The organism is Arthrobacter sp. I3, from assembly GCF_000520575.1.
GTDB lineage: Bacteria > Actinomycetota > Actinomycetes > Actinomycetales > Micrococcaceae > Arthrobacter > Arthrobacter humicola_A.
On the sequence record NZ_KI914975.1, the window covers coordinates 5,053 to 8,781 of the forward strand.

Annotated in this window: 2 protein-coding genes and 1 pseudogene; 2 read left to right on the plus strand and 1 reads right to left on the minus strand. The window is 65.0% G+C overall.

Annotated elements, in window-relative coordinates; translation table 11 throughout:
- Nucleotides 1-468: hydantoinase B/oxoprolinase family protein (locus Y706_RS0122025; protein WP_028278269.1), on the plus strand; the 468-nt coding region annotated here is incomplete at its 5' end.
- Nucleotides 469-584: 116 nt separating this feature from the next.
- Nucleotides 585-1,949 (plus strand): MFS transporter, encoded by a 1,365-nt coding sequence (locus Y706_RS0122030; protein WP_043437068.1) that lies wholly within the window; start codon nt 585-587, stop codon nt 1,947-1,949.
- Between the two features lie 210 nt (nt 1,950-2,159).
- Here the strand turns inward: Y706_RS0122030 and Y706_RS28525 are convergent.
- Nucleotides 2,160-3,017: pseudogene (locus Y706_RS28525) on the minus strand (glycogen debranching N-terminal domain-containing protein).
- Nucleotides 3,018-3,729 lie beyond the last annotated feature (712 nt).

A 3,729-nucleotide genomic window follows, 5' to 3' on the forward strand; every position in this document is an offset into this window, starting at 1 on the left:
GAACTGCGCTCCGAGCCGGCGGCCGCCGGTGAATTCCGCGGCGGCATCGGCATCGTCCGGGAGAACACCTTCCTGACCGACACCGCGATCACCTGCGAGGGTGAACGCCACGAGTCGGACGTCCCATGGGGAGCCTTCGGCGGCCATGACGGCCTCAACGGCTCGCTCGTGAAGAACGTCGGCCGGGCGGGCGAGGAGTCCTGGCCGTCCAAGGTCACCGGACGTCAACTGCTGGCCGGTGACTCCCTGCAGATCACCGTGCCCAGCGGTGGTGGCTTCGGCGACCCGCACAAGCGGGACCCGCTGAAGGTCCTCGAGGACGTGCTGGACGGCTTCACGACCGCCGAGGCGGCCGCCCGTGACTACGGTGTGGTCATCAAGGAGGTCAACGGCCAACTCACGGTCGATCTGAGGTCAACCGCCGAACGCCGCGAGGTTTTGGTCGCCGAGCTCAGTTCCGCAACCTAAGCCAGTAAACGCAGTAAAAGGGGCGGCCTGGAGCCAGTTATTGACGCTGGTCTCCAGGCCGCCCCCTTCGTTCCCTACTGATCACATCCCACCATCCCCGTGAATTAGGAACCGTTATGACCACTGCCCCAACCTTTCAATTTGTCGAGTCTGATGTCACGCCCAAGGACGTCCGGCTGGCCACCTGGATTTGCTTCTTCGCCTGGACCTTCGCCGTCTATGACTTCGTCCTGTTCGGCAACCTCCTGCCGGTGCTGGCCGCAGACCTCGGCTTGAGCGCGGCCCAGTCCACGGGGATCAATACCTGGGTGACCGCCGGCACTGCACTCGTGGCCTTCGGGATCGGCCCGATCGTCGACCGGATCGGCCGCCGCAAGGGCATCCTGATCGCCGTCGTCGGTGCCGCCGTCGCCTCACTGCTGACCGCCATTGTCGGCTGGGTTGTGGGCATCGCGGCCGGCCTGGGACTCGTCTTCCTGGTCCTCGTGCGTTCACTGGCCGGCCTCGGCTACGCCGAACAGGCCATCAACGCGGCCTACCTCAACGAGATGTTTGCCCACAACAGCGATCCCGCCAAGGCCCGCCGCCGCGGTCTCATCTACTCACTCGTCCAATCCGGCTGGCCGGTCGGCTCCGTCCTGGCTGCCGGGTCCGTCTACCTGCTGTTCCCCATCGGCGGGTGGGCGCTCTGCTTCGCCGTGGCCGCCATCCCCGCCGTCTTCATCGTCATCGCCGGACGCTGGCTCAAGGAGAGCCCCCAATTCGCCCACCGTCACCAGATCGACAAGATGATCAAGGACGGCAGGGTGGAAGAGGCGCAGCAGCTCGGGGAGAAATACGGAATCGACGTCTCGGAGAAGGCCAGTCCGCTCGTCTCGGTCTTCCGTGGGGAGTCGCTGCGGTCCACCCTGACGATCGGCGGAGCCTTCCTCCTGAACTGGCTCGGCGTCCTTGCATTCGCGATCCTCGGCACGTCGCTGCTTACCGCACCGGACGGCAAGAACATCGAGTTCGACAACGCGCTGCTGGTACTCATCATCTCCAATGCCACGGCCTTCGCCGGCTACCTGTTCCACGGCTGGCTCGGCGACCGGATCGGGCGCCGCAACGCGATCGGGATCGGCTGGATCCTGTGTGCCGTCTCCTTCTTCACCATGCTCCAGGCACCGAACGGGAACTTCCCGCTCATCATCGGGCTGTACAGCGCCGGGCTGTTCTTCCTCATCGGCCCCTTCTCCGCCCTGCTGTTCTTCACCGGCGAAAGCTTCCCCGTCCACACCCGGGCAACGGGAAGCTCCATCATCAACGCGTCCGGCCAGGTCGGAGCGATCATCGGCGGCCTGCTGATCACCGCCACCCTCGCCGCCGGCGCCGGCTGGATCAACGCCACCCTATGGTGGGGCGTCCTCCCCATCCTGGCTTCCGGCCTGCTCATCTTCGCCGCCCGGAACGTCGACCCCAGCAAGGTCCGCCAGGACTGACAGGGACGAACCCGCACCACAAACACCATCCGCACGGCGGGAACTCTATGGGACCAGGGAGTTCCCGCCGTGCAGATGACATTAATCCGTAGCCCTTATCGAGTGGACCGCGACGGCAAGGCCCAGTTGCTGCTGCCCACCTCCCCGCCTGAGGTGAGCAGGAGGTGACATGCCGAGTTGGCCATGAGGCTGTCGGGCCTGCTCGTCCCGCTAAGGTTCTTTGCGCAGCCTGGCCTGTTCCGCCAGTTCGGTCATCCAGGGCCGGTGCCCCCGGTGCAGAGCCATGCCCTTGGGTAGCCCTTGGACGTAGGTGGTGGAACCGGGAATGTCGATGGTAATCCGGCCGCCGGCCATGGGGGCATTGGGGATGTGCAGGCCGCCGTAGGCCTCCGGCAGTACCGGGTCCAGCCACAGACCACCCCGGGATACATGCGCGTCGTAGCGCATCAGGCTTGTCACCAGCGGAATCGGCGCGGTCGCGGCCCAGGCCTGGGGCGAACACGCCGTCGGGTACGGCACGGGCTGGGTGAACCGTTCCCGGTCGAAGCCGCAGAGGAGCTCGGGCAACCGGCCGTCCGAGTACTGGGCAGCCTCAAGCAGTGCCGTAGCGGTCTGCTGCGCTTCTTTCACGAAACCGTAGCGCACCAGACCGGCCGCAGTCATGAACCAGGGCGCTCCGGCGGCGACCACCAGCCGGTCCGGATGGTCGGGGTCTTCGATCCTGAGCGCGCCCAGATCGTCGCAGCTGCGCTGCAGGTCCGTTCGATGGAACCGTGGCCCATCTGCAGCACCGGAATCCTCGCCACCGACTCAATCCGGCGCCGGTGCTGCGGAGGCAAATCTCCCGGTGCGGGACGAACAAACGGTGCAGCCGGGCCGGGCAACACGGCCGGCGAACAACGCCCGGTAGAGTTCCTTCGTTTCCGCCGCCAACGGCTCCAGCAGCTGGCCGTTGACGGTGAGGTTCCAGCGGGACAGGATGCGCGTGTCCTGGAAGAAGACCCCGTGCGGGAGTTCGGGTTGGATGTCACCATTCGGCAGCGAGATGCAGAAGGAGGAACCTTCCACCTCGTGTCAGTAGAAATAGGAAACGAGAGGGTCACCGATGAGCCACGGCGTCATCTAGACACCGGTGTGGCCACTGTACACACCCCCTTTGGCCGGATAAACAGCCACCAGCTTCTCCCCCAGGCCCCAAGAAGCAGCGAATCGAGGCAAGAACCTCGAAGAAATTTCGCGCAGGTCATATCGTCACCACAACCCCACCGCATGAATAGGTACTGGACCAACCACGGCTGCCAGGCCAAGCCGGAAAGGAGACCAACATGACCCCACATCCCGGCAGGCGGAGGGCCCACCAGCCAGGACCTTGAACCCGCCACCCACATAACTTCATAGGCCATCGCGGCGGCCAGCAACAGGCCGCGACAAACGTCAGAGGGACCCGAACAGGGTCAATGTTGACACGTTAAAGCAAAACCCCCTCTGACGAGGGGGTTGCTGTGCCCGAGGTGGGACTCGAACTGCATTCCAACCCCTGCAAACACTGGACTCCCCCGGAAACATCCGCAATCCAACAGATACCATTTGGCAGCACCGGAGAGCGCTTCGGTCGTCCTTTCCAACATTTCCCCCGGAGCCAGAGGTCGGTTCACGCCCTTCTACGGTCTCGCCCCTGGAAAAACGGGTGCGGAGTCCTAACCGGACGGCGCTGACTGCCACATTTTGCGGAGGACGGCGGGACCTCCCGCCGTCCTCCGTTGTGCTCTTGCGGCCGGAA